Annotated in this window: 20 protein-coding genes; all 20 read right to left on the bottom strand. The window is 61.1% G+C overall.

From position 1 onward, the window contains the following. Positions 1–20 precede the first annotated feature (20 nt). Positions 21–1,874 carry an NADH-quinone oxidoreductase subunit L gene (gene nuoL / locus GV818_RS14550; protein WP_161757441.1) on the bottom strand — a complete coding sequence of 618 codons (1,854 nt, stop codon included), beginning with the start codon at positions 1,872–1,874 and terminating at the stop codon, positions 21–23. Further along, complete coding sequence (nuoK, locus tag GV818_RS14545; protein WP_161757537.1) at positions 1,871–2,179, bottom strand: NADH-quinone oxidoreductase subunit NuoK; 309 nt, start codon at positions 2,177–2,179, stop codon at positions 1,871–1,873. The genes nuoL and nuoK overlap by 4 nt, the downstream gene beginning before the upstream one ends. 19 nt (positions 2,180–2,198) lie before the next feature. Continuing rightward, positions 2,199–2,699 carry an NADH-quinone oxidoreductase subunit J gene (gene nuoJ, locus GV818_RS14540; RefSeq protein ID WP_161757442.1) on the bottom strand — a complete coding sequence of 167 codons (501 nt, stop codon included), beginning with the start codon at positions 2,697–2,699 and terminating at the stop codon, positions 2,199–2,201. A 9-nt stretch (positions 2,700–2,708) separates the two neighbouring features. Beyond that, entirely contained in the window at positions 2,709–3,257 is a 549-nt protein-coding gene (gene nuoI / locus GV818_RS14535; RefSeq protein ID WP_003223795.1) for an NADH-quinone oxidoreductase subunit NuoI, read from the bottom strand. An 11-nt stretch (positions 3,258–3,268) separates the two neighbouring features. Then, a complete protein-coding gene (gene nuoH / locus GV818_RS14530; protein ID WP_161776870.1) occupies positions 3,269–4,276 on the bottom strand; it encodes an NADH-quinone oxidoreductase subunit NuoH in 1,008 nt (335 codons plus the stop codon). Further along, positions 4,273–6,987 (bottom strand): NADH-quinone oxidoreductase subunit NuoG, encoded by a 2,715-nt coding sequence (gene nuoG / locus GV818_RS14525; RefSeq protein ID WP_161757444.1) that lies wholly within the window; start codon positions 6,985–6,987, stop codon positions 4,273–4,275. The genes nuoH and nuoG overlap by 4 nt, the downstream gene beginning before the upstream one ends. A 135-nt stretch (positions 6,988–7,122) precedes the next feature. After that, entirely contained in the window at positions 7,123–8,478 is a 1,356-nt protein-coding gene (gene nuoF / locus GV818_RS14520) for an NADH-quinone oxidoreductase subunit NuoF (RefSeq protein WP_161757445.1), read from the bottom strand. Beyond that, positions 8,475–8,972 carry an NADH-quinone oxidoreductase subunit NuoE gene (gene nuoE, locus GV818_RS14515; protein WP_161757446.1) on the bottom strand — a complete coding sequence of 166 codons (498 nt, stop codon included), beginning with the start codon at positions 8,970–8,972 and terminating at the stop codon, positions 8,475–8,477. The genes nuoF and nuoE overlap by 4 nt, the downstream gene beginning before the upstream one ends. 2 nt (positions 8,973–8,974) lie before the next feature. Next, complete coding sequence (gene nuoC / locus GV818_RS14510) at positions 8,975–10,756, bottom strand: NADH-quinone oxidoreductase subunit C/D (RefSeq protein WP_161757447.1); 1,782 nt, start codon at positions 10,754–10,756, stop codon at positions 8,975–8,977. 65 nt (positions 10,757–10,821) lie between these two features. Next, a complete protein-coding gene (locus tag GV818_RS14505; RefSeq protein ID WP_123335519.1) occupies positions 10,822–11,496 on the bottom strand; it encodes a NuoB/complex I 20 kDa subunit family protein in 675 nt (224 codons plus the stop codon). 10 nt (positions 11,497–11,506) lie between these two features. Then, entirely contained in the window at positions 11,507–11,920 is a 414-nt protein-coding gene (locus tag GV818_RS14500) for an NADH-quinone oxidoreductase subunit A (RefSeq protein ID WP_011062185.1), read from the bottom strand. Between the two features lie 627 nt (positions 11,921–12,547). Beyond that, positions 12,548–13,873, bottom strand: a complete 1,326-nt coding sequence (aceA, locus tag GV818_RS14495) for an isocitrate lyase (RefSeq protein ID WP_161757448.1) — start codon at positions 13,871–13,873, stop codon at positions 12,548–12,550. Between the two features lie 516 nt (positions 13,874–14,389). Next, complete coding sequence (locus tag GV818_RS14490; RefSeq protein WP_161776869.1) at positions 14,390–15,145, bottom strand: secretin N-terminal domain-containing protein; 756 nt, start codon at positions 15,143–15,145, stop codon at positions 14,390–14,392. Between the two features lie 177 nt (positions 15,146–15,322). Next, a complete protein-coding gene (locus tag GV818_RS14485; protein WP_161757450.1) occupies positions 15,323–15,745 on the bottom strand; it encodes a GNAT family N-acetyltransferase in 423 nt (140 codons plus the stop codon). Further along, positions 15,738–16,904, bottom strand: coding sequence for a cupin domain-containing protein (locus GV818_RS14480; RefSeq protein WP_161776868.1), 1,167 nt, complete (start codon positions 16,902–16,904; stop codon positions 15,738–15,740). The genes GV818_RS14485 and GV818_RS14480 overlap by 8 nt, the downstream gene beginning before the upstream one ends. An 83-nt stretch (positions 16,905–16,987) precedes the next feature. Continuing rightward, positions 16,988–18,358 (bottom strand): adenylosuccinate lyase, encoded by a 1,371-nt coding sequence (gene purB, locus GV818_RS14475; protein ID WP_161757452.1) that lies wholly within the window; start codon positions 18,356–18,358, stop codon positions 16,988–16,990. A 130-nt stretch (positions 18,359–18,488) separates the two neighbouring features. After that, a complete protein-coding gene (gene hflD, locus GV818_RS14470) occupies positions 18,489–19,112 on the bottom strand; it encodes a high frequency lysogenization protein HflD (RefSeq protein ID WP_161757453.1) in 624 nt (207 codons plus the stop codon). Further along, positions 19,109–20,242 carry a tRNA 2-thiouridine(34) synthase MnmA gene (gene mnmA / locus GV818_RS14465; RefSeq protein ID WP_161776867.1) on the bottom strand — a complete coding sequence of 378 codons (1,134 nt, stop codon included), beginning with the start codon at positions 20,240–20,242 and terminating at the stop codon, positions 19,109–19,111. Before mnmA ends, hflD begins: the two co-directional genes overlap by 4 nt. A gap of 71 nt (positions 20,243–20,313) precedes the next feature. Further along, entirely contained in the window at positions 20,314–20,760 is a 447-nt protein-coding gene (locus GV818_RS14460; protein ID WP_161776866.1) for an NUDIX hydrolase, read from the bottom strand. Positions 20,761–20,925: 165 nt separating this feature from the next. Continuing rightward, on the bottom strand, positions 20,926–23,151 hold the full coding sequence (locus GV818_RS14455) for an NADP-dependent isocitrate dehydrogenase (protein ID WP_161757456.1): 2,226 nt from the start codon (positions 23,149–23,151) through the stop codon (positions 20,926–20,928). Between the last annotated feature and the right edge of the window lie 433 nt (positions 23,152–23,584).

Genomic DNA, 23,584 nt, shown 5'->3' with positions numbered 1-23,584 from the left:
GCAAGTTCGCAAGGTTCATATCAGACCGCTACCAGCACGATGGCGCCGATGACCAGCACGGCACCAGCGGCCATCGAAGCGGCGTACCAACGCAGTTGACCGGTTTCGGTACGGCTCAGGGAGTTGTGGCCCCCTTTGGCTATACGCGGGATCAAACCGATGGTTTGATCGAACGGGTCCTTGCGCAGTACATGGCTGATGGCCAGGTATGGCTTGACGAACAGTTTGTCGTAGATCCAGTCGAAGCCCCAGGCGGCGAACCACCAGGCCGAGAGCAGACGCCCAATGCCGCTGTTGGCGATGGCAGTGACGACGCGACGCTTGCCGAGGAACAACAGGGCTGCCAGCAGGATACCGGCCAGGGCGATGGCGCCCGAGGCGATTTCCAGGCTGTGCTTGGCTTCGCCGCCGGCATGCCCAATGCTTTGCGGCAGTACGCCGTGCAGCGGTGGGGTGATCATGGCGCCGATGGCGGTGGACAGGATGATCAGTACCGACAGGGGCAGCCAGTGGGAGATCCCGTGACCGGCGTGGGCTTCAGTCTTGGCTTCACCGTGGAAGGTGATGAAGATCAGGCGGAAGGTGTACAGCGAGGTCATGAACGCACCCACCAAGCCGGCGTACAGCAGGCCATGGTTGCCGCTGGCGAAGGCTTCCCAGAGGATCTCGTCCTTGGAGTAGAAGCCCGCAGTCACCAGTGGCAGGGCCGCAAGGGCCGCGCCGCCGACGATGAAGCTGGCATAGGCCAGTGGCAGCTTTTTCCACAGACCGCCCATCTTGAAGATGTTCTGCTCGTGGTGGCAGGCAACGATCACCGCACCGGAAGCAAGGAACAACAGGGCCTTGAAGAAGGCGTGGGTCATCAGGTGGAAGATCGCGCCATCCCAGGCACCAACGCCCAGGGCCAGGAACATGTAGCCGATCTGGCTCATGGTCGAGTAGGCAAGGATGCGCTTGATGTCGGTCTGTACCAGCGCGGCGAAGCCGGCCAGTACCAGGGTCACACCGCCGACCACGCCCACCAGGTGCAGGATGTCCGGCGCCAGGGTGAACAGGCCGTGGGTCCGGGCGATCAGGTAGACGCCAGCAGTCACCATGGTTGCAGCGTGGATCAGTGCCGATACCGGGGTCGGGCCGGCCATCGCATCCGCCAGCCAGGTTTGCAGTGGCAGTTGTGCCGATTTACCGACAGCACCGCCCAGCAGCATCAGGGTCGCCAGGGTGATCCAGAAGTCGCCGGCCTGGAATTTCTGCGGTGCCAGCACCAGCAGTTCCTGGATGTTCAGCGTGCCCACCTGTTGGAACAGGATGAACAGGCCGATGGCCATGAACACGTCGCCGATACGGGTAACGATAAAGGCCTTGAGTGCAGCGTTACCGTTGTTGCGGTTGCTGTAGTAGAAACCGATCAACAGGTAGGAGCACAGACCCACGCCTTCCCAGCCGAAGTACAGGAACAACAGGTTATCGCCCAGGACCAGGAACAGCATGCTGGCGATAAACAGGTTGGTGTAGGCGAAGAACCGCGAGTAACCGGCTTCACCGCGCATGTACCAGGAGGCAAACAGGTGGATCAGGAAGCCGACACCGACCACGACGCCGAGCATGGTGATCGACAGACCGTCGATATACAGGGCGAAGTTCGGGGTGAAACCCTCTACTGCCATCCACTGCCACAACACCAGGGTGTAGTGGCCACCTTCAGGAGGCGCGACGTTGAATTGCCAGATCACATAGGCGGCCACGATGGCCGAGAGGCCGATGGAGCCGACGCCGATCAGGGCCGCAAGGTTTTCCGAGATGCGTCCACGGGAGAACGACAGCAGCAGAAAGCCGATCAGGGGGAATAGGAAAGTCAGAAAGATAAGGTTCATCCGCGCATCTCGCTGGCAGCGTCGATATCAAGCGTATGGAAGCGGCGATACAGTTGCAGCAGGATCGCCAGGCCAATACTGGCTTCGGCGGCTGCGAGGCTGATCACCAGGATGAACATGACTTGTCCATCCGGCTGCGCCCAGCGGGCGCCGGCAACGATGAAGGCCAATGCAGAGGCATTCATCATTACTTCCAGGCTCATCAATACGAAGAGAATGTTGCGGCGGACCATCAGGCCGACCAGACCGAGGCAGAACAGGATGCCGGCAACTGCCAGGCCATGTTCCATTGGGATAGTACCCAGAGAGATATCAGGCATGGGGTTACTCCTTCGCCTCGTTGCGGCCCAGGTGGAACGCCGTGACGGCTGCAGCGAGCAGCAGCATCGAGGCGAGTTCGACCACCAGCAGATAAGGGCCGAACAGGCTGATGCCCACGGCCTTGGCGCTGACGGTGGTGTGGCCGATGCCGGCACCGCTCTGGTGGCTGAACAGTACGTACAGCAGTTCAGCCAGCAGCAGGGCACCGAGAATCACCGGACCGATCCAGATGCCCGGCGTGAGCCAGATGCGCTCTTGCTGGGCGGCGGCCGGGCCGAGGTTGAGCATCATCACCACGAACACGAACAGCACCATGATGGCGCCGGCGTAGGCGATCACTTCCAGGGCACCGGCGAACGGCGCGCCGAGGCTGAAGAAGGTCATCGCCACGGCGATCAGCGAAATGATCAGGTAGAGCAGGGCGTGCACAGGGTTGGTGTTAGTCACCACTCGAAGCGTGGAAACCACTGCAACACCTGACGCGAAATAGAAAGCGAATTCCATCTTTCTTCCTTAAGGCAGCAAGCTCTTCACGTTGATCGGTTCGGCTTCATTCTGCGCGGAGCCCTTCGGCTTCCCGGCAATGGCCATACCTGCAACACGATAGAAGTTGTAATCAGGGTTCTTTCCGGGACCGGAGATCAGCAGATCTTCTTTCTCGTAAACCAGATCCTGACGTTTGAACTCGGCCATCTCGAAATCCGGTGTCAGCTGGATCGCGGTGGTCGGGCAGGCTTCCTCGCAGAGGCCGCAGAAAATGCAGCGCGAGAAGTTGATGCGGAAGAAGTCCGGGTACCAGCGACCGTCTTCGGTTTCAGCTTTCTGCAGCGAGATGCAACCCACCGGGCAGGCCACGGCGCACAGGTTGCAGGCTACACAGCGCTCTTCGCCATCGGGGTCGCGGGTCAGCACGATGCGGCCACGGTAGCGCGGCGGCAGGTAGACCGGCTCTTCGGGGTATTGCAGGGTGTCGCGCTTGCGAAAGCCATGGCCGAAGACCATCACCAGGCTGCGCAACTGGGTACCAGTACCCTTAACGATGTCGCCAATATATTTGAACATGGGTCAAATCCTCACTGAACCGCGCCCGCTGGCGTGTTCAACAACACGACCGCAGCGGTCACCAGCAAATTGATCAGGGTCAGCGGCAGGCAGAATTTCCAGCTGAAATCCATCACCTGGTCATAACGCGGACGCGGGATGGAGGCGCGCAGCAGAATGAACAGCATGATGAAGAACGCGGTCTTCAGGGCAAACCAGATGAACGACAGTTGCGGCAGGATGCCGAACGGACCGTGCCAGCCACCGAAGAACAGGGTGACCAACAGTGCCGAGATCAAGATGATGCCGATGTACTCGCCAACGAAGAACATGCCCCATTTCATGCCGGCGTATTCAATATGGTAGCCGTCGGCCAGTTCCTGTTCCGCTTCCGGCTGGTCGAAGGGGTGACGGTGAGTCACGGCCACGCCAGCGATGAAGAAGGTACAGAAGCCGAAGAACTGCGGAATGATGAACCACAGGTTCTGCGCCTGGTACTCGACGATGTCGCGCATGTTGAACGAACCGACCTGGACCACGATGCCCATCAGCGCCAGGCCCATGAACACTTCATAGGACACGGTCTGGGCCGAAGCCCGCAGGGCACCCAGCAAGGCGAACTTGTTGTTGCTCGACCAGCCGGCGAACAGCACCGCGTAGACCGACAGGCCGGCCATGGCGAAGAAGAACAGCAGGCCGATGTTCAGGTCCGCCACGCCCCAGGTCGGGGTGATCGGGATGATCGAGAAGGCGATCAGCAAGGCGCTCATGGCCACTACCGGCGCCAGGGTGAAGATCACCTTGTCGGCGAACGGTGGGGTCCAGTCTTCCTTGAAGAACATCTTCAGCATGTCGGCGGCGATCTGGAACATGCCGAATGGGCCAACGCGGTTCGGACCGTAACGGTCCTGCCACCAGCCCAGCAGGCGACGCTCGACAAAGCTCAACAGTGCACCTGAGACCACCACGGCCAGCAGAATGACGATGGCCTTGATCACGGTCAGGATCACGTCGATCACTTCAGGGGTAAACCAACTCATTGCGCCGCCTCCTGCAGACCGTCAACGGATTTGCCAAAGATAGCCGGAGGGATCCCCGGCAGACCGGCTGGCAGGCCTACCAGGCCGGCACCCAGCTCTTCGTTGATACGCAGCGGCAGACGCAGGGTCTGGCCGGCCACGTTCACCGCGAGCAAGGCGCCATCGTTGACACCCAGGCGATCGGCCTCGGACTTGGCCAGGGCCACATAGGCTGCAGGGATGCGTTCCTGCACCGGAGCGGCTTTCGAAGAGTTCTCCTCACTGCCGAACAGATGGTAGAACGGCACGGCTTGCCAGGTGCCCTGCGCCGGGGAGAAGGCCCGCGGTACGCTGGCGAACCAGCTGAGGCGGTCGCCCTGGCTTTCGATCAGGCGAGTACCCGGGTCACCGGCACGCAGGTGGCCACCGACTTCGTCCTGGAACTTGTTCCAGGCCTGTGGCGAGTTCCAGCCTGGCGACCAGGCGAATGGTACTTGCGAGCGCGGTTCGGCAGAGCCCGAGTAACCTTCCATGGAGTAGGCGAAGGCGGTATCCGGGTCTTGCGGGGTACGCGGTTCGTGCACGCTCTGGTTGGCGCGCATGGCGGTACGGCCGCTGTAGCGCAGCGGTTCGCGAGCCAGTTTCATGCCCTTGATACGGAACGCCGCGGAAGGTGCGGCTTCGACGATGCTGGCCAGTTGCGCAGTGCTCGCGGCGCAGGCAGCGGTCACGTGGTCCAGCTGGGTCCAGTCCACCGGCTTGTCCAGCAAGGTAGAGCGCAGGGCATGCAGCCAACGCCAGCCTTCGTGGACCATGATGCTGGCGTCCAGGTAGGTCGGGTCGAAGACCTGGAAGAAGCGCTGGGCGCGACCTTCCTGACTGACCAGGGTGCCGTCGCCTTCGGCGAAGCTCGCCGCCGACAGCACCAGGTGCGCACGCTCAAGGGTGGCGGTCTGTTGGTGATCGGCAACGATTACCACCTTCGCCGCGCTCAGCGCTGCATCCACCGTGGCCGCATCGGTGCGGGTGTACAGGTCGTTTTCCAGCACTACGATGGCGTCGGCACGGCCAGAGATCACCGCTTGCAGGGCTGCGTCCAGGGATTCGCCGCCGAGCATGGCCAGGCCGAGGCTGTTGGCCTCTGGCACCACCAGGCTGATGGAGCCGGCTTTCTCGCGCAGCTTCAGGGCCTTGGCGATGTTGGCCGCGGCTTCGATCAATGCCTTGGAACCCAGGGAAGTACCGGCAATGATCAGCGGACGCTTGGCTGCCAGCAGGGCATCGGCGATGCGCTTGGCCAGTTCCAGGGCGTCGCTGTCCAGGCCTTCCACGGCAGGGGCGCTGGCGTCGATGGCGTGGGCCACGGCGAAACCGATGCGCGCCAGGTCGTCGGGAGCGGCGTGTACACACTCCTCGGCGATGTCGTCGAGCTTGGTTTCAGCCAGGCTGGCAATGAACAGTGGGTTCAGTGCGTGCTGGCCGATGTTTTTAACGGCGGCGTCGAGCCACGGCTGAACGCGCATGGCGTCGGCCATTTCCTCGGCCTTGCCCTTGACCGACTGGCGCAGGGCCAGGGCCATGCGGGCGGCGGTCTGGGTCAGGTCTTCGCCAAGGACGAAGACCGCGTCGTGGTCTTCGATGTCGCGCATGTTCGGAACCGGCAGCGGGCTGTCGTTCAGAACCTGCAGCACCAGGCGGATGCGCTCCAGCTCGGAGGCCTCGATACCCGAGTAGAAGTGCTCGGCGCCCACCAGTTCACGCAGTGCGTAGTTGCTTTCCAGGCTGGCGCGAGGCGAGCCGATACCGACGATATTGCGACCGCGCAACAGATCGGCGGCCTGGTCCAGTGCCTGGTCCAGGGTCAGCTTGGTGCCGTCGGCCAGGCGGGGCTGGCGTGGACGGTCCTTGCGGTTGACGTAGCCATAACCGAAACGGCCACGGTCGCAGAGGAAGTACTGGTTCACCGAGCCGTTGTAGCGGTTCTCGATGCGGCGCAGCTCGCCGTAGCGCTCGCCCGGGGAGATGTTGCAACCGCTGGAGCAGCCATGGCAGATGCTCGGTGAGAACTGCATGTCCCACTTGCGGTTGTAGCGCTCGGAGTGAGTCTTGTCGGTGAACACACCGGTCGGGCAGACCTCGGTGAGGTTGCCGGAGAACTCGCTTTCCAGCACGCCGTCTTCAACGCGCCCGAAGTACACGTTGTCGTGGGCGCCGTACACACCGAGGTCAGTGCCGCCGGCGTAGTCCTTGTAGAAGCGCACGCAGCGATAGCAGGCGATGCAGCGGTTCATCTCGTGGGAAATGAACGGGCCGAGGTCCTGGTTCTGGTGGGTACGCTTGGTGAAGCGATAACGGCGCTCGTTGTGGCCGGTCATCACTGTCATGTCTTGCAGGTGGCAGTGACCGCCTTCCTCGCAGACCGGGCAGTCGTGCGGGTGGTTGGTCATCAGCCATTCTACGACGCTGGCGCGGAAGGCCTTGGACTCTTCATCGTCGATGGAGATCCAGGTGTTGTCGGTGGCTGGGGTCATGCAGGACATGACGATACGACCACGGGTGTCGTTCTCGTCGGTGTATTGCTTGACCGCGCACTGGCGACAGGCGCCGACGCTACCTAAAGCTGGGTGCCAGCAGAAATAAGGGATGTCGAGGCCTAGTGACAGACATGCCTGTAACAGGTTGTCTGCCCCATCGACTTCGAGCGCTTTGCCGTCTACGTGGATAGTGGCCATGGTTCAAAGTTCTTCGTTGGCCCGGTGTCAGCGGGCGTGGCTAATGGAATCTTGTTATCCGTACGAGTCAACACAGCCGTTCACGGCGTCATCGCACGTCAAGCGCAGGGCACGGGCCCGGCGCCTTTATAGGTGTTACGCGCCGACTACGATCGGACGTGCCAGAGGCGGGACAGCAGCGCTGGTGGGCGCAATGCCGGCTTCGAACTCTGGACGGAAATACTTGATGGCGCTGCCCAATGGTTCCACGGCACCCGGTGCGTGAGCACAGAAGGTCTTGCCCGGGCCGAGGAAACCCACCAGACCCAGCAGGGTCTCGATGTCGCCGGGTTGACCTTCGCCGTTCTCGATGGCCATCAGCAGCTTGACGCTCCAGGGCAGGCCGTCGCGGCAAGGGGTGCAGAAGCCGCAGGATTCGCGGGCGAAGAACTGTTCCATGTTGCGCAGCAGGGACACCATGTTGACGCTGTCGTCCACGGCCATGGCCAGGCCGGTACCCATGCGGGTGCCCACCTTGGCGATGCCACCGGCGTACATTTGTGCGTCCAGGTGTTCCGGCAACAGGAAGCCGGTACCAGCGCCGCCAGGTTGCCAGCACTTGAGCTTGAAGCCGTCGCGCATGCCGCCGGCGTAGTCTTCGAACAGCTCGCGCGCGGTGACGCCAAATGGCAGCTCCCACAGGCCAGGGTTCTTCACTTTGCCGGAGAAGCCCATCAGCTTGGTGCCGTGGTCCTCACTGCCTTCACGGGCCAGGGATTTGTACCACTCCACGCCGTCGCCGATGATCGCCGGCACGTTGCACAGGGTCTCGACGTTGTTCACGCAAGTCGGCTTGCCCCACACGCCCACGGCGGCAGGGAAGGGCGGCTTGGAGCGCGGGTTGGCGCGGCGGCCTTCCAGGGAGTTGATCAGCGCGGTTTCTTCACCGCAGATGTAACGCCCGGCGCCGGTATGGACGAACAGCTCGAAATCGAAACCGCTGCCGAGGATGTTCTTGCCCAGCAGGCCGGCGGCCTTGGCTTCTTCCACGGCGCGACGCAGGTTCGCGGCGGCGGTGGTGTACTCGCCACGCAGGAAGATGTAGCCGCGGTAGGTCTTCAATGCGCGAGCACTGATCAGCATGCCTTCGATCAGCAGATGGGGCAGTTGCTCCATCAGCATGCGGTCTTTCCAGGTGTTGGGCTCCATTTCATCCGCGTTGCACAGCAGGTAGCGGATGTTCATGGATTCGTCTTTGGGCATCAGGCCCCACTTCACCCCAGTGGGGAAGCCCGCACCGCCGCGACCCTTGAGGCCCGCGTCCTTGACGGTCTGCACAATGTCGTCCTGGGACAGGTCGGCAAAGGCCTTGCGGGCCGCTGCGTAGCCGTTCTTCGTCTGGTACTCGTCGAGCCACACGGGCTCGCCGTCGTCACGCAGGCGCCAGGTCAGGGGGTGGGTTTCTGCGCTGCGCTGGATGCGGTTTGCAGGGCCGAAAGAGGTCAGGGTCATACGTAGCCCTCCAACAGTTTGGCCACGCCAGCAGGCTGTACGTCGCCGAAAGTGTCGTCATCGATCATCAGTGCCGGGGCCTTGTCGCAGTTGCCCAGGCAGCACACCGGCAGCAGGGTGAAGCGGCCGTCGCTGGTGGTCTGGCCGAGGCCGATGCCCAGCTCGCTCTGGATCTGGCTGACTACCGATTCATGGCCGCCGATGTAGCAGACCATGCTGTCGCAGACGCGAATGATGTGGCGGCCTACCGGCTGACGGAAGATCTGGCTGTAGAACGTCGCCACGCCCTCCACGTCGCTGGCCGGAATGCCGAGGATCTCGCCGATGGCGTAGACCGCGCCGTCTGGCACCCAGCCCCGTTCCTTCTGGACGATCTTCAGGGCTTCGATCGACGCCGCGCGCGGGTCTTCGTAGTGATGCATCTCGTGCTCGATGGCCGAGCGCTCGGTTTCGCTCAGGGCGAAACGGTCTGTCTGGATAAGCGTGCTGTTCATGCTTAGCGGTCCACGTCGGCCATAACGAAGTCGATACTACCCAGGTACGCGATCAAGTCCGCGACCATGCTGCCTTTGATCACCGAAGGGATCTGCTGCAGGTGCGGAAAGCTTGGGGTACGGATCCGGGTGCGATAGCTCATGGTGCCGCCATCGCTCGTCAGGTAATAACTGTTGATGCCCTTGGTCGCTTCGATCATCTGGAAGGATTCGTTGGCCGGCATTACCGGGCCCCACGAAACTTGCAGGAAGTGCGTGATCAAGGTCTCGATGTGCTGCAGGGTGCGCTCTTTCGGTGGCGGCGTGGTCAGCGGGTGATCCGCCTTGTACGGGCCTTCCGGCATGTTGCGCATGCATTGGTCGATGATCTTGATGCTCTGGCGCATTTCTTCGACGCGAACCATGCAACGGTCGTAGGCATCGCCATTGGCCGCCAGCGGCACTTCGAACTCGAAATTTTCGTAGCCGGAGTAAGGGCGGGCCTTGCGCAGGTCGAAATCGCAACCGGTGGAGCGCAGGCCGGCACCGGTGACGCCCCATTCCAAGGCTTCCTTGGTGTTGTAGGCGGCAACGCCGATGGTCCGGCCCTTGAGGATACTGTTCTGCAGGGCAGCCTTGGTGTATTCGTCGAGGCGCTTGGGCAGCCATTCGACGAAGTCCTTGACCAGCTTGTCCCAGCCGCGCGGCAGGTCGTGGGCGACGCCACCGATGCGGTACCAGGCCGGGTGCAGACGGAAACCGGTGATGGCTTCGATCACCGTGTAGGCCTTCTGGCGGTCGGTGAAGGTGAAGAACACCGGAGTCATGGCGCCGACGTCCTGGATGTAGGTACCCAGGAACAGCAGGTGGCTGGTGATACGGAAGAACTCGGCCATCATGATGCGGATGACGTCGACCTTCTCCGGCACCTTGATGCCGGCCAGCTTCTCTACCGACAGAACATACGGCAGGTTGTTCATCACCCCACCGAGGTAGTCGATACGGTCGGTGTAGGGGATGAAGCTGTGCCACGACTGGCGCTCAGCCATCTTCTCGGCGCCACGGTGGTGGTAGCCGATGTCCGGTACGCAGTCGACGATCTCTTCGCCGTCCAACTGCAGGATGATACGGAAGGCACCGTGGGCCGAAGGGTGGTTCGGGCCCAGGTTGAGGAACATGTAGTCCTCGTTGGCGCCGGAGCGTTTCATGCCCCAGTCTTCCGGGCGGAAGCGCGCAGCTTCTTCTTCCAGCTGTTGCTTGGCCAGGTTCAGGGTGAACGGATCGAACTCGGTAGCCCGGGCAGGGAAGTCCTTGCGCAGCGGGTGACCTTCCCAGGTCGGCGGCATCATGATGCGCGACAGGTGCGGGTGGCCGGCAAAGTCGATGCCGAACATGTCCCAGACTTCACGCTCGTACCAGTTGGCGTTGGGCCAGATACCGGTCACGGTCGGCAGGCTGAGGTCGCTCTCGGACAAGGCAACCTTGATCATCACGTCGCTGTTACGTTCGATCGACAGCAGGTGATAGAAGACGCTGAAGTCGGCACCTGGCAGGCCTTGGCGCTTGGTGCGCAGGCGCTCGTCCACGCCGTGCAGGTCATAGAGCATGACGTACGGCTTGGGCAGGTTGCGCAGGAAGGTCAGGACTTCGACGAGTTTGGCGCGGGTAACCCAAAGCACCGGCATGCCGGTGCGGGTGGCCTGGGCGGTGAACGCCTCAGGGCCAAAACGGTTATTCAGTTCGACGACCACATCCTGGTCGTCAGCCTTATAAGGCGGGATGTACAGAGCACTGCCTGTAGTCATGATTTTTTATCGCTTTCGGTCAACGTAAAGAGTGAAGCCAGTGTCGTTTCGAGAACGGATCTGGATCAGACTTCGTCAGGGCTGCGCAGGTTGGTGACCTGAATACGCTGTTCGCGGCGCTGCTCCTTTTGCGAAGGCATCTCGGCGCGATACACGCCTTGATCACCGACGACCCAGGAAAGTGGGCGACGCTCCTTGCCAATCGACTCTTGCAAGAGCATCAGACCTTGCAGGAAAGCTTCAGGGCGGGGCGGGCAGCCAGGCACGTAGACGTCCACGGGCAGGAACTTGTCCACCCCCTGAACCACGGAGTAGATGTCGTACATGCCACCGGAGTTGGCGCACGAACCCATGGAGATAACCCATTTTGGCTCGAGCATTTGCTCATAGAGACGCTGAATGATCGGCGCCATCTTGATGAAGCAGGTACCGGCAATAACCATGAAGTCCGCCTGACGCGGCGAAGCCCGGATCACCTCGGCGCCAAAGCGCGCGATGTCGTGGGGCGCCGTGAAGGCGGTGGTCATTTCCACGTAGCAGCAGGACAGGCCGAAGTTGTATGGCCATAGGGAGTTCTTACGCCCCCAGTTGACCGCGCCGCTCAGCACGTCTTCCAGCTTGCCCATGAAGATGTTTTTGTGGACCTGATCTTCTAACGGATCGGAAACGGTTTCCCGTTCGCCGATCGGGTACTGATCGTTAGGAGCATCGGGGTCGATCCTGGTGAGATTGTATTGCATCGCCAAAGCCTCATTGTTTTAGCTTCGCCTGCCGCTTACGACGACCTTCCGGAGCCCAATCAAGAGCCCCCACCCGCCAAAGGTAGACAAGACCTGCCAACAGAATTGCTATGAAAACGAGAGCTTCGACGAATCCGGTCCAGCCGCTTTCGCGGACGGACACAGACCAGGCAAAGAGAAAGAGGGCTTCGATGTCGAAGATCACGAAGAGCATCGCGACCAGATAGAATTTGGCTGAGAGCCGCAAGCGGGCGCCACCTGTCGGTAGCATGCCGGACTCGAACGGTTCATTTTTGCTGCGGCCCCAGGCTTTTGATCCGAGGAGGCTGGAGACACCGAGCATGAAGGCGCAAAGGCCGACAACACCCAGAAGGAAAATGGCAAAGCCCCAGTTGTGGGCCATGAGTCCTGTCGCTTCGGGCATGCTGGTAATCCTTAACAGAGAGCAAGAGTCTCTGAGCTTGATAAAGAAATAAAGCAGTGACGATATGTCGCAGCGCAATCAATCGCGCTGATTTTATGGCTAAACACCGGGCAAGTAAAATTTCTAAAGCGAAATTGTTTATCGTAATAAGGACATAGCTCACCTATGTAGCCCCGTAAGCCGCGGCCTGCGGGCATTAGCGGAGGTTTTGTTAATTATGTTTTGTTGCCTCTGTAACGAAAGTTACATTAGCTAAATGATAATCAATATTGTTTGGGTGGCTTTTTAAACTGCTTTCCTCTGGCAAGTGGGAAAGTTGCTTCTTACATGGCTGTTACTGCAAGTAGCAGGGGCGCACCTTTTAACCTGTTTTGCTCCTCGCGACCCCGCTCTGGATCAATGTTTTTTACGCTTTTTTTGCTATGAGCCGGTTGATGGCGAATTTTTGCCGCGTGGGGCGGTGTTGTGGGAAAGAGGGAGGATGTCGGCAAGTCAGCGCCTGCAGGCGAAGACGAAAAAGCCCAGGCAAAAAAACGCCCCGAACCAGTCGGGGCGTCAGTTGTACGGCAATGCAGTTAGCTTTCTACCGGGTCTGCATTGGCCGCTCGATCAAGCCGTGAGGCTGAATCAGTGGAACTGTTCTTCTTCGGTGGAACCTGTCAGTGCGGTCACCGAGGACGAGCCGCCCTGGATCACGGTAGTCATGTCGTCGAAGTATCCGGTGCCCACTTCCTGCTGGTGCGCCACGAAGGTGTAGCCCTTGGCGGCGTCAGCGAATTCCTGCTCTTGCAGCTTCACGTAGGCGGTCATGTCGTTGCGGGCGTAATCGTGCGCCAGGTTGAACATGCTGTGCCACATGTTGTGGATGCCAGCCAGGGTGATGAACTGGTGCTTGTAGCCCATGGCGGACAGCTCGCGCTGGAACTTGGCGATGGTCGCGTCGTCCAGGTTCTTCTTCCAGTTGAAGGAAGGCGAGCAGTTGTACGACAGGATCTGGTCCGGGTATTCCTTCTTGATCGCTTCAGCGAAGCGACGAGCCTCGTCCAGGTCCGGCTTGGCGGTTTCGCACCAGATCAGGTCGGCATAGGGGGCGTAAGCCAGGCCGCGGGCGATAGCTTGGTCCAGGCCTGCGCGTACCTTGTAGAAGCCTTCCGGGGTGCGGGTGCCCGTCACGAACGGCTGATCGTAAGGGTCGCAGTCCGAAGTCAGCAGGTCGGCGGCGTTGGCGTCGGTACGGGCCAGGATGATGGTCGGTACGCCGGCAACGTCGGCTGCCAGGCGGGCAGCGGTCAGTTTCTGCACGGCTTCCTGAGTCGGCACCAGTACCTTGCCGCCCATGTGGCCGCATTTCTTCACCGAAGCCAGCTGGTCTTCGAAGTGCACGCCGGCAGCGCCTGCCTCGATCATGCTCTTCATCAGCTCGTAGGCGTTCAGTACGCCGCCGAAACCGGCTTCAGCATCGGCAACGATTGGCGCGAAGTAGTCGATGTAGCCCTCGTCGCCCGGGTTCTTGCCGGCTTTCCACTGGATCTGGTCGGCGCGACGGAACGAGTTGTTGATGCGCTTGACCACGGTTGGCACCGAGTCCACCGGGTACAGCGATTGGTCGGGGTACATGGATTCGGCGGAGTTGTTGTCCGCAGCCACTTGCCAGCCGGACAGGTAGATCGCCTGGATACCGGCTTTAACCTGTTGCACAGCCTGGCCGCCGGTCAGGGCGCCCATGCAGTTGACGAAATCTTTCTCAGGACGGAAGGACGGCTTGGCGCCTTGGGTGACCAGGTTCCAGAGCTTCTCGGCGCCCATGCGTGCCAGGGTGTGCTCGGGTTGAACCGAGCCACGCAGACGGACCACGTCGGCAGCGGAGTAGGCGCGAGTCACGCCTTTCCAGCGCGGGTTTTCAGCCCAGTCTTTTTCAAGGGCTGCAATTTGCTGTTCGCGTGTCAGTGCCATGGAGATAAACCTCGTCGCGTCTTGGGTGAAAGTCGTTCTTGAGTGGAAAATTCTCGCTCCACCAGTTACGCAGCTTTGAAAGGTGCGTAGTTGGCTGTTCGCTGACCAGGAAGCTTAGGTGGTCAAGTCGGGTCTGGCGGGGATGGCGACGGGTGAACGATGGGCTCGAGGTGGAAAGTGAGCAGGTGAAGGCTGGCTGCGGTGCGCATTCCGGCGTCGTGGGCCTTCATACGTTCCATCAGTGTGTTGCCGATCGACCTAATTACGCTTCCGTCCCTCGGGACAACTTCGTTCCAGTCGCAATCTCGTCAAACACACCTTGTGGGCGGTACAGACACGAATCGGCTCAGGTGGGTAGGTTAGAGCGACGATCCGAAGGCCCTTGCCAGGGCCCCTGATTAGCGGGAGCGAGGCCATCATGCCCGCGGTTTTTTGGCTCGTCAAATGTTTTGTAGTGCTTTTTTTGTGGCACTACATCTTTGGTCTAATACGACTAATCAGTCAGTTTTTGGTGCTTTAGTCCAGGGCGTCGACCTTGACTCGCAAGGTCATGTCATCCCGGCCTTGAGTCGAGTAGCTGCGGCCCAGGCCCTGTTTGTCGGCCTGAGTCTGACGATTGACCCCGGCCAGGGTGATCCATTCGCCAAGGCGGCCGCTGACGGTTGTGTCGGTGCTTTGCACGTTCACTACATCCGGGCGTTCCTGGCTCATGCGATCACGGTTGGTGCTGATGCTCAGGTGTACGGTTTCACCCGTCACGCTGGCGGTGACATAGAAGCCCTGGGTGACATTGCGATACTGGGTCTGGTTCTGCAGGCGTCCATAAGGATCGGTCTGGGTGGTAGTCAGGGGCACGCTCTGGCCAACCTGGATCAATGCCGGCACGCCCTCGCTGGCCTGAACCTGCTGGATACCGCCGTCACGGCTCTCGGTGCTGCGATTGATGATCCGCGTTTGCGGCGCGCCGTTGACCGAGTAGCCCTGGTTGTCCTGGAAGTTGTTTTCGTTGGTGTCGACGGTGATCAGCAAGCGTTTGGTGGCGGTGTCCAGTTGGGCGATGAAGGCGCGCAACTCGGCGATCTTTCCCGGTTCGGCGTTGACGATCAGCTGGTTGCCATAAGCGCTGACCTTGCCGTCCTTGCCAAGAAAGTTCTGTGCTACCGGCAGCAGGTCGGCGCTGGTGCGGTTATTGAGGGGCACGATCTCGGTGGCGGCCATGACCGAGCAACTGAGGGTCATTAACAGCGTCGTGAGCAGGGTGCGTAGGGACATATCCGTTATCTCCGCGAATAGCTGGCGTAAAGCCTTGAGTTTGACACTTTGTCGGCTTTGGGTGGGGCAAGTTGAATCCTAGACGGCAAAACGCCCCGGCATCCTGGTCTTGCGCCTGGTAGGCGCAAGGGGATGACTGGGCGTTTTGTCTGGCCGTCGCCGAAAAGGGCGTAGCGGTCAGGCGCCGCGAACCATGTCGACGTGAGGAATCCCTGCTTCGAGGAATTCCTCGCTGACAATCGAGAAGCCCAGGCGCTCGTAGAACGGCGTGGCTTGCACCTGTGCACTGAGCATCTGCTGCTTCAGGCCGCGTTTCTCGGCCTCGTCAATCACTGCGCGCATCAGTGCGTCGCCGACTTTCAGGCCGCGCCAGTCCTTGAGCACCGAGACTCGGCCGATATGGCCATCAGGCAGCAGGCGTGCGGTCCCGATGGGAAAGTCGCCCTCGAAGGCCAGGAAGTGCACCGCGCTATCATCGTCGGCATCCCATTCCAGCTCAGGCGGAACAGATTGCTCGGCAATGAACACCGCTTCACGAATGCGCCGAATCTCGGCGTTATCCTTTTGCCAGTCTGCGACACGTACGTGAATCTTATTCATCGGCAAACCCCAGGCTCCCTTGCTTGACCAGTTCACACAACAGGCCGCGCCCTTCGTCATCCGCCAGCCAAGGGCCGAGGTTGTCGATATGCAGGGCGTCAGCGGCGCAGATCATTTTCAGCAGTTCGCGCAGTTTACCGGGAAGCAGGCGGCTTTGGCCGCTGGCAAACAGCAACAGGTCATCATCGACCTCGGACCAGGCCAGGCGCGCGCTCGGATTGCGGATCAATATTGCGCCTTGTTCCAGGCTATCCAGCAGGTCGCCGTCTTCCAGTTCCGGGCCCACGACCAGTTCCGGGTAGCGGGGCTCGGTCATGAACTGGCCGAACCAGGTCAGCAGCAGGCGCTCATCGCTCATGTGCTCGGCCAGCAAGGCCTTGAGGCGATCGAGGGCGTCGTGCTGGATCTGGTGCGGATCGCTGACCGGCTGGGCATCGGCGTCGGTGTAGCGCTCTTCGTCGGACAGGAACTGGCTGAGGAAGTCGGTGAAGTGGGTCAGAACCTCAGAAGCGCTCGGGGCACGGAAGCCCACCGAGTAGGTCATGCAGTCGTTCACCGCAATGCCGCAGTGGGCCAGGCGCGGCGGCAGGTAGAGCATGTCGCCGGGTTCCAGGACCCAGCTTTCGGTTTCTTCGAATTCGGCGAGGATGCGCAGGTCCGCATGCTGCAGCAGCGGGCTCTCGGAGTCGCACATCTGGCCGATCTTCCAGTTGCGCTTGCCATGGCCTTGCAGCAGGAATACGTCGTAGTTGTCGAAGTGCGGGCCGACGCCGCCACCAGGAGCGGCGAAGCTGATCATCACATCGTCGACGCGCCAGCTCGGCAGGAAGCGGAAGTGCTCCAGCAGCTCGGCGACTTCCGGGACGAACTGGTCAACCGCCTGCACCAGCAGGGTCCAGTCGCGCTCCGGCAGTTTGCTGAACTCGTCCTCGGCGAATGGGCCGCGGCGCAGTTCCCACGGACGTTCGCCGTTCTCGATCACCAGGCGTGATTCGACTTCTTCTTCCAGGGCCAGGCCGGCCAGTTCGTCGGCGTCGATGGGGCTTTCGAAATCAGGCAGGGCCTGACGCACCAGCAGGGGTTTCTTCTGCCAGTAGTCACGCAGGAATTCCCGTGCGGTGAGGCCGCCCAGAAGTTGCAGAGGAGTATCAGGATTCATGTGTAACCTATTGAAAAAATGTACTTTTCGAGCAGGAATAAAAACGCCCGGCGCGGCCGGGCGTCAGAACGTCGTGCAGTCGGTCAGATGCGCTTGGCCTGGGCCACGGCATTGCCGATGTAGCTGGCCGGGGTGAGCTTTTTCAGCTCGGCCTTGGCCTCGGCGGGCATATCCAGCCCGTCGATGAAAGTCTGCAGTGCTTCAGGGCTGATGCCCTTGCCACGAGTCAGTTCTTTGAGCTTTTCGTAGGGGTTTTCGATGTTGTAGCGGCGCATCACGGTCTGGATCGGCTCGGCCAGGACTTCCCAGCAGGCGTCCAGGTCGGCGGCGATTTTCTGCTCGTTCAACTCCAGCTTGCTGATGCCCTTGAGGCTGGCTTCGTAGGCGATGACGCTGTGAGCGAAACCCACGCCCAGGTTGCGCAGCACGGTGGAGTCGGTCAGGTCGCGCTGCCAGCGGGAGATCGGCAGTTTGCTTGCCAGGTGCTGGAACAGTGCGTTGGCGATCCCCAGGTTGCCTTCGGAGTTTTCGAAGTCGATCGGGTTGACCTTGTGCGGCATGGTCGAGGAACCGATTTCGCCGGCAATGGTGCGTTGCTTGAAGTAGCCCAGGGAGATGTAGCCCCAGATATCGCGATCGAAGTCGATCAGGATGGTGTTGAAGCGGGCGATCGCATCGAACAGCTCGGCAATGTAGTCGTGCGGCTCGATCTGCGTGGTGTAGGGGTTGAAGGCCAGGCCCAGTTCATCTTCGATGAAGGCGCGGGCATTTTCTTCCCAGTCGATGTCCGGGTAGGCCGACAGGTGGGCGTTGTAGTTGCCTACGGCGCCGTTGATCTTGCCCAGCAGCGGTACGGCGGCGACCTGAGCGATCTGACGCTCCAGGCGGTACACCACGTTGGCCAGTTCTTTGCCCAGGGTGGTCGGCGAAGCCGGCTGACCGTGGGTACGCGAGAGCATCGGCACTTCGGCGAAGCGGATCGCCAGCTCGCGGATGGCATTGGCGGTCTGGCGCATCAACGGCAGCATCACCTCATCACGGCCTTCGCGCAGCATCAGCGCGTGGGACAGGTTGTTGATGTCCTCGCTGGTGCAGGCAAAGTGGATGAACTCACTGACATTGGCCAGCTCAGGCAGCTTGGCGGCTTGTTCCTTGAGCAGGTACTCGATGGCCTTGACGTCGTGGTTGGTGGTGCGCTCGATCTCTTTGACGCGCTCGGCGTGCTCCAGGGCGAAGTTTTCCGCCAGGGTATTGAGTACCGCATTGGCTTCGGCGGAGAACGCCGGCACTTCGCTGATGGCGCTGTGGGCGGCCAGGCGCTGGAGCCAGCGCACTTCAACCAGAACACGAGCACGGATCAGGCCGTACTCGCTGAAAATAGGGCGCAGGGCCTGGGTTTTGCCGGCGTAGCGGCCGTCAACAGGGGAAACCGCAGTGAGCGAAGAGAGCTGCATGGGGTGTTCTCGGACAGTCGGGCAACGAAATGGGGCGCGTATCATACATGAAAATTTCCGCCGGTCCGTTGCCAACTGACCAGCGTCTTACGCGTAGCGCTTGAAAAAAAGCAGGTGAAGCCAGCGCAGCTCAGCTGCTGCGCATTAACGGATAGAGTTCTTTGAGCAATTTGCGCCGGCTGATCACCAGTTGCCAGCGATGACCGCCCAGTTGGCGCCACAGTCGGGCCGAACGGATACCAGCCAGCAGCAGGGCGCGGATCTTCGAGGCGTTGCTCGGCTGTTGCAGGTTGCGCATGTCGCCGTGCACCTGGATGCGTTGGCGCAGGGTACTCAGCGTGTCCTGATAAAGCGCGCCACAGGCGGCAATGACGTTTTCGTGGGCTGGGCCGAAGTGTTCTACCTGGGACTGAATCTGCGGCAGGCGTTTGCCGATGGTCTCCAGCAAGTCGTCACGCTTGGCCAGCTGGCGCTCAAGGCCGAGCATCGACAGGGCGTAGCGCAGCGGTTCCCGTTGCAGGGTAGTGGGGTCGCGTTCCAGTGCGCCGATCAGTGCCCGGTAGCCTTCGCGCAGGTTGATGTCGTCACCGCCGTAGACTTCCAGGGTGTCTTTCGGGTCGCGGATCAGCAGGCTGCCGAGCATGCAGCTCAAGGCTGCCTCGCTGACCTGGCCGGTCTTGGCGATGCGGTCCACCAGGACTGCCGCCAGAAACACGCCGCCCAACGCCGTCAGTTGTTCCTGAATCGGGCTCATGGACGGACGTCCTTGCTGCTCCAAGGCTCGGCCACTTCGATCACGCCGCCGCCGAGGCAGATTTCGCCGTCGTAGAGCACCACGGACTGGCCGGGAGTCACTGCGCGTTGCGGGTCGTCGAAGATGGCGCGGTAGCCACTGGCAGTCTTTTCCAGGGTGCAGGGCTGGTCGCTCTGGCGGTAGCGCACCTTGGCGGTCAGGCGTCTTGGCTGGTCGAGATCGATGGGGTTGACCCAGTAGATGTCGGAGGCGAGCAGGGCGCGGGAGAACAGCCACGGATGGTCGTTACCCTGGCCAACGATCAGCTCGTTGTGCTCCAGGTCCTTGATCAGCACGTACCACGGCTCGTCGCCAGCGTCTTTCAGGCCGCCAATGCCCAGGCCCTGGCGCTGGCCGATGGTGTGGTACATCAGGCCGTGGTGGCGACCGATGACCTCACCTTCGGTGGTCTTGATCTCACCGGGCTGGGCCGGCAGGTATTGCTTGAGAAAGTCGCTGAAGCGCCGCTCACCAATAAAGCAGATCCCGGTGGAGTCTTTTTTCTTTGCCGTGGCCAGGTCGTGCTTTTCGGCAATGGCGCGCACTTCGGGCTTTTCCAGCTCGCCTACCGGGAACAGAGTCTTGGCGATCTGCTCGCCGCCGACGGCATGCAGGAAGTAGCTCTGGTCCTTGTTCGGATCGAGGCCCTTGAGCAGTTCGGTGCGGCCGTCGATGTCGCGGCGGCGCACGTAGTGGCCGGTGGCAATCAGGTCGGCACCAAGCATCATGGCGTAGTCGAGGAACGCTTTGAACTTGATTTCACGGTTGCACAGGATGTCCGGGTTCGGCGTGCGCCCGGCCTTGTATTCGGCCAGGAAGTGCTCGAACACGTTGTCCCAGTACTCGGCGGCGAAGTTGGCGGTGTGCAGCTTGATACCGATCTTGTCGCACACGGCCTGGGCGTCTGCGAGGTCATCCATGGCGGTGCAGTATTCGGTTCCGTCGTCTTCCTCCCAGTTCTTCATGAACAGGCCTTCCACCTGGTAACCCTGCTCCATCAGCAGGAGGGCGGATACGGAAGAGTCCACGCCGCCGGACATGCCGACGATGACGCGCTTCTTTTGGGTGTCAGAAGGGGCTGGATCACGCATAGGAATTCAATGGGTGTCTTGAAAAAGGACGAGATTCTAACAGGCTGAGGCCTGCAAGGCTAAAACTGCGGTTAAAGCAGCGGACGGATCAGCGCCAAGCTGTGCAGTTGGCCGTCCAGGTAATCGTCCAGGCACTGCAGAATCAACTCGCTGCGCCAGTTGGCCCGCTGCTCCAGCAGCTCGCTGCGGCTGAGCCAGCGCGGACCGATGATGCCGTCGTCCAACGGGTAGTCCGGATGATGGCGCAATGGCTTGGCGGCAAAGCACACGCGCTGGTAGGTGACGCCATTGCTCGGGGCGGTGTAGAGGTAGATGCCGACCACGCCGGTCAACTCCACGTCCCAGCCGGTTTCTTCCAGGGTTTCACGCACGGCCGCCTGAAGCAGGCTTTCATTGGCATCCAGGTGCCCGGCGGGCTGGTTGAGCACGGCTTGTTCGCCCTGATACTCCTCGACGAACAGGAAGCGACCCTGGTCCTCGACGATGGTGGCGACAGTGATATGGGGTTGCCATTCCATAAAGGCACTCCTTTATAAAGGGTGAGCATTGTAGGAGCCGGCTTGCCGGCGAAGCGAGCGCCGCATGTTCGGCGTGGGGGGGGGCATTCGCCGGCAAGCCGGCTCCTACAGGCTCTATAAGCACAAACCCCGGCGCGAGGCCGGGGTTTGTGTGTTCGGTAGTGCTTACACCAGTGCCGCGATCGCCGCGTTGAGGGTGGCACTTGGGCGCATGGCCTTGCTCACCAGCTCAGGATTGGCACTGTAGTAGCCGCCGATGTCCACGGGCTTGCCCTGTACGGCGTTGAGCTCGGCGACGATGGTCGCTTCGTTCTCGCTCAGGGTCTTGGCCAGGGTGCTGAACTGCGCTTGCAGGGCAGCGTCCTCGGTCTGGGTGGCCAGGGCTTGTGCCCAGTACAGTGCCAGGTAGAAGTGGCTGCCGCGGTTGTCGATGTTGCCGACCTTGCGCGATGGCGACTTGTTGTTATCGAGGAACTGACCGGTCGCCTGGTCCAGGGTCTTGGCCAGTACCAGGGCTTTGGGGTTGTTGTAGGTGTTGCCCAGGTGCTCCAGGGAAGCGGCCAGGGCCAGGAACTCGCCCAGGGAGTCCCAGCGCAGGAAGTTTTCTTCCAGCAGCTGTTGCACGTGCTTCGGAGCCGAACCGCCGGCGCCGGTTTCGAACAGGCCGCCACCGTTCATCAGCGGCACGATCGACAGCATCTTGGCGCTGGTGCCCAGTTCCATGATCGGGAACAGGTCGGTCAGGTAGTCGCGCAGTACGTTGCCGGTCACCGAGATGGTGTCCTTGCCTTCGCGGGTGCGGGCCAGGGTGAACTTCATGGCGTCAACCGGGGACATGATGCGGATGTCCAGGTCGCTGGTGTCGTGATCCTTCAGGTAGGCCTGAACTTTCTCGATCATCACGCCGTCGTGGGCGCGCATTGGGTCCAGCCAGAAGATCGCTGGGGTGCTGCTGGCGCGAGCACGGTTGACTGCCAGCTTGACCCAGTCCTGGATCGGCGCGTCTTTGGTCTGGCACATGCGGAAGATGTCGCCGGCTTCGACTTTCTGCTCCAGCAGCAGGCCGCCTTTGCCATCGGTGACGCGAACTACGCCGTCTGCCTTGATTTCGAACGTCTTGTCGTGGGAGCCATATTCTTCGGCTTTTTTCGCCATCAGGCCAACGTTCGGCACGCTGCCCATGGTGGTCGGATCGAAAGCGCCGTTGGCTTTGCAGTCTTCGATCACCGCCTGGTAGATGGTGGCGTAGCAGCGATCCGGGATCACGGCCTTGGTGTCGTGCAACTGGCCATCGGTGCCCCACATCTTGCCGGAATCACGGATCATGGCCGGCATCGAGGCGTCGACGATGACGTCGCTCGGCACGTGCAGGTTGGTGATGCCTTTGTCGGAGTTGACCATGGCCAGGGCCGGGCGGGCAGCGTAAACGGCCTGGATGTCGGCTTCGATCTGTGCTTGTTGCTCGGCTGGCAGGGCCTTGATACGGGCGTACAGGTCGCCGATACCGTTGTTCAGGTTGAAGCCGATTTGCTTCAGCACGGTGGCGTGCTTGGCCAGGGCATCCTGATAGAACTCGGCAACGATCTGGCCGAACATGATCGGGTCGGAGACCTTCATCATGGTGGCTTTGAGGTGCACCGACAGCAGTACGCCTTGTTGCTTGGCGCTTTCGATTTCAGCGGCGATGAAGGCGCGCAGGGCCTTTTTGCTCATGACTGCGCAATCGAGGATCTCGCCGACTTGCACGGCGGTTTTTTCCTTCAGGACGGTGGCAGTGCCGTCTTGAGCGATCAGTTCGATTTTGACGCTGTCGGCGGCGTCGATCAGCGCGGCTTTTTCACTGCCGTAGAAGTCGCCGTTGTTCATGTGGGCAATGTGGGACTTGGAGTCTTTGGCCCAGGCGCCCATTTTGTGCGGGTGCTTGCGTGCGTAGTTCTTTACCGACAGCGGTGCGCGGCGGTCGGAGTTGCCTTCACGCAGGACCGGGTTCACGGCGCTGCCCTTGATCTTGTCGTAGCGCGCCTTGGCGTCTTTATCGGCGTCGCTGGTCACGGCTTCCGGATAGTCCGGCAAAGCGTAGCCCTGAGCTTGCAGCTCTTTGATCGCGGCTTGCAGTTGCGGTACCGAAGCGCTGATGTTCGGCAGCTTGATGATGTTGGCTGCCGGGGTGACCGCCAGTGCGCCCAGTTCGGCGAGGTGGTCCGGCACCGCTTTGGCGCCCAACTGCTCGGGGAAGCTGGCGAGGATGCGGCCGGCCAGGGAGATGTCGCGGGTTTCCACGGCGATATCAGCCGAAGCGGTGAAGGCTTCTACGATAGGCAGCAGGGAATAGGTGGCGAGGGCCGGAGCTTCGTCGGTGAAGGTGTAGATGATCTTCGAGCGGGTGGGCATATTCGGATTAACTCTCTTCTTTGCTAAAGCGTGCGCAGAAACTCGAGGTGCGCCGGGTAAGCGCTTTCGTTCAAAGGTCGTCCATGAGCCGAATGTCGAGATTTCTTCGCGGTGATGTTGGGTGCATCAGTCGAGCGTCAAGCGGGTGGGCTGCGGTAACAACCCGGCTTTTGGCGGAAGGTCTCGGCTACATTTGCCTGTAGCAGAGGGGGCCTGCCGTCGTGACTCTGTGGTCAGCGGCTGCATTATACATAGGTAGCTAGCAAAGCGCCGATGCTTCATAAGCACCGACTCTCGTCCATTGGTCTAAAGGTCGCAGGCAGGGTGCAGGCGTAGAGTCGTTCGAGGTGCTCGAGTTTGGCACTTTTCCCTTTGCTTTCAGGCTTGTAGGCCGCGAACTGCGCAGCTTCGCGACCGATGAGTGGAACATGAG

Origin of the sequence: Pseudomonas sp. Fl4BN1, assembly GCF_009908285.1 — a bacterium.
Lineage (GTDB): Bacteria > Pseudomonadota > Gammaproteobacteria > Pseudomonadales > Pseudomonadaceae > Aquipseudomonas.
Note: the sequence above shows the minus strand (reverse complement) of the source record. Positions and strands in the feature narration are given on the sequence as shown.